Origin of the sequence: Synechococcus sp. R8-2 (genome assembly GCF_047461715.1) — a bacterium.
GTDB lineage: Bacteria > Cyanobacteriota > Cyanobacteriia > Thermostichales > Thermostichaceae > Thermostichus.
This window is the reverse complement of sequence record NZ_JANSHQ010000050.1, coordinates 1-3167: the sequence shown is the minus strand read 5'-3', so window position 1 is coordinate 3167 and position 3167 is coordinate 1. Positions and strand designations below refer to the sequence as shown.

The window sequence follows — 3167 nt, the reverse complement described above, 5'->3', positions numbered from 1 at the left end:
CTCCCGCACTCATGCTGATGCATAGTCGGAGATCCTTAGAGATCCTTGGAAAGATGACTTTTGAGGATTCCTGAGGATACAAGCAGTGTCTTTGCTGGCCAAAAGCTAGCGTTTTCTCTCTCTATAACATGAGATATATGGTTGCCAAGTCTCCACCACCCATTGTCTACATTGCCTTGGGGCTATTGCTACTCTGGGGCGGTCATCGCGCTTGGCAGGCGGGCTATGTTCGCTGGCCGGAAGGCATTTCTCTACCGCCAGTATCGCTGCCAGGGTTGGGGGGTGGAGCACAAGATCTGCTCCTGACCAGCGGCGAGCGCACCTTGTTTGCCGATAGCAGTCCCGCTGCCGTTGCCGCTGCAGAGCTGTTGCGCCAAGGTAACCTCAGCGCAGCCATCCCGGTGTTGGAGATGGGGCTGCAAAGCAACCGCAACGACCCGGAAGCTCGCATTTTCTTGAACAATGCCCGTGCCCAGCAGCAGGGCAGTCCCTTGAGCCTGGCGGTGGTGGTGCCCATCTCCAGCAACCCCAACCGCGCCAAAGAGACCCTGCGCGGGGTGGCGCAAGCTCAGGAGGAGCTTTTCCAACAGGGGGGAATCGGAGGACGGCTGCTGCGGGTAGTGATTGCCGACGATGGCGACAACCCTGAGCGAGCAACGGCGGTGGCCAAGGCTCTGGTGAGCCAGCCCGAGATCTTGGGCGTGATCGGCCATAACACCAGCGACGCCACCCTGGCTGCAGCCGAGGTTTATCAGCCTGCCGGCTTGGCCATGATCTCCTCCACCTCCACCAGCACTCGCATCAGCATGCTGGGGGATGCCATTTTTCGCACCGTGCCCTCCGATCAAGTGGCCGGCACGCAACTGGCCCGTTATGCTCTCAACACGTTGCGGTTGCAAAGGGTGGCCATCTTCTACAACCCCAACAGCGCCTACAGCTCCAGCTTGCGCGATGCCTTTGCCTCCACCCTGACCAGCGAAGGGGGCATCGTGCTGGCGGAGTTCGACTTATCGGCGTCGGACTTCAACCCCCAGGCCAGCCTGCAAAGGGCCGTCGGCCAAGGAGCCCAGGTAGCTTTTTTAGCTCCCACGGCTTCCGTAGCCGAAAAAGCGCTGGCCGTAGCCCGCGAGAACGCTGTAGCTGGTAAGCCCCTTGCTCTTCTGGGCGGCGATGTGCTCTTCAGCCTCGCCACGTTGCAAGACGGGGGAGCAGCGGTAGAAGGCTTGGTGGTGGCGGTACCCTGGCATCCTCAGGTGCCTCGCAACCGCGAGTTTGCCCAGAAGGCAGCCCAGCTCTGGGGAGGGCAGGTGAGCTGGCGCACCGCTCTGGCCTACGACGCCACCCGGGTTTTCTTGCAAGCTTTCAGCCAAGGAGCCACCAGCCGCAACGCTGTGCTGGCCCGTTTGCAGGATCCCAACTTCCTCCTCCAGGACGGCGCTTCCGGAGAAGTGCGCTTCTTGCCCTCCGGCGACCGCAATGCTCCCCATGTGCTGGTGCGGGTTGAGCCCGGCAACCGCTCCGGTACCGGCTACGATTTTGTGCCTCTCCCCTAGGGATCCCGGCAGACGCTACAGTGGGGGATGCTCTCAATCTCCTCAGAATCGAATGGATCCCATGCCCACTCGGATCACAGCCTGCTTTCAGGCGCTGCGCAGCCGTGGTGAAAAAGCCCTCATCCCCTACCTCACCGCTGGGGATCCCAACTTGGAAACCACCTTTGAGGCTTTGCAGGTTCTGGATCAGAGCGGCGCCGATCTTATCGAGCTGGGGGTACCCTACTCGGATCCCTTGGCGGATGGGCCGGTGATCCAAGCAGCAGCCACCCGCGCCCTCAGTCGGGGAGTCACTTTGGGCGCCATTCTACAAGGCTTGCGCTGTCTCTCGCTGCAGGCCCCCCTGATCCTGTTCACCTACTACAACCCCATCCACCAGCTCGGCATCCCCAACTTTCTGCATCAACTGCGGCAGGCCGGCTGTGCCGGCTTGGTCGTCCCCGATCTGCCTCTGGAAGAGGCGGGATCCCTGCGACAAGCAGTCCAGGCCGAAGGGATCGACCTCATCCTGCTGGTGGCACCTACCAGCCCCCCAGAGCGCATGCGCCGCATCGCCCAGCAGTCCAGTGGCTTTGTCTACTTGGTGAGCACTACCGGCGTTACCGGCGAACGGGCCACCCTGGAAAAGCGGATCCCGGCTTTGCTGCAGCAACTGCGCCAACAAACCCCTCTGCCGATTGGGGTGGGCTTCGGCATCTCCACTCCAGACCAGGCCCGCCAGATCGCTCTCTGGGGAGCAGATGCGGCGATTGTGGGCAGCGCATTTGTGCAACGGCTGGCCAAAGGCCCCACGCCTGAAGAAGGACTGCAACAAATAGCTCACTTTTGTCGAGCCCTCAAAGCGGCCCTGCAAGAGGTGACCACTCCAGAGTGTTAACTTCTGTTCAGGAAGGTGCCCACTCAGACTGCTTCCATCTCAAAACAAATGTTTACATTTTGTGAGCCAGCCCGCAGACCCATTTCCCCCTGCTGCGCCCCATAGTCCAGGGATCCCAGCCTAGGCAGACATTTTGGGGTTGGTAGGTTTGCAAATCTTCACAAAACACTCATCCATCCCGCGATATAAAATTAGGCTGGATGCTCGGCTGTCTGAAAGTCGCAGAGGTTCTTGACCTATCTAAAAATTTAGGGGTTCGGTGGGGGGTCTGCTGCCACGGAATCCTTGATTTTTGGGGGTCAAAGAGGATCCCGCAAAAAAGCTTGGGATTCGGCTTTTGGGAGGTTCAGCCAGTCGCTCACCACTTTTTGGAAAGACCAGAAGGAGATCCATCATGCAAGATGCTTTTACCCGGGTGATCGCTCAGGCAGATGCACGCGGTGCCTTTTTAAGTGACCAAGACTTTGACCGTTTGGCGGCTTTGGTGGCAGAGGGCAACAAGCGCCTAGATGCTGTCAACCGCATGACCAGCAATGCCGCCCAAATCGTAACCAATGCAGCTCGCTCTTTGTTTGCTCAAGAGCCAGATCTGATCGCTCCCGGCGGCAATGCCTACACCAACCGCCGCATGGCTGCCTGCCTACGGGACATGGAGATCATCCTGCGCTACATCACCTATGCCACCTTGGCCGGGGATAGCTCTGTGCTGGAAGATCGCTGCCTGAACGGCCTGCGGG

General features: G+C 59.8%; 3 protein-coding genes. All 3 read left to right on the top strand.

The features are described 5' to 3' along the window. Positions 1 to 137 precede the first annotated feature (137 nt). Positions 138 to 1553, top strand: coding sequence for an ABC transporter substrate-binding protein (locus NW819_RS01375; protein WP_414412662.1), 1416 nt, complete (start codon positions 138 to 140; stop codon positions 1551 to 1553). Between the two features lie 61 nt (positions 1554 to 1614). Next, positions 1615 to 2430 carry a tryptophan synthase subunit alpha gene (trpA, locus tag NW819_RS01370; RefSeq protein WP_414412661.1) on the top strand — a complete coding sequence of 272 codons (816 nt, stop codon included), beginning with the start codon at positions 1615 to 1617 and terminating at the stop codon, positions 2428 to 2430. 391 nt (positions 2431 to 2821) lie between these two features. Continuing rightward, a partial coding sequence (locus NW819_RS01365; RefSeq protein WP_414412663.1) for a phycocyanin subunit beta occupies positions 2822 to 3167 on the top strand: 346 nt, incomplete at its 3' end.

Excerpts from the sequence above, each read along its gene's own strand:
- NW819_RS01375 (WP_414412662.1), top strand. The coding sequence starts at position 138 with ATGGTTGCCAAGTCTCCACCACCCATTGTCTACATTGCCTTGGGGCTA.
- trpA (WP_414412661.1), top strand. The coding sequence starts at position 1,615 with ATGCCCACTCGGATCACAGCCTGCTTTCAGGCGCTGCGCAGCCGTGGT.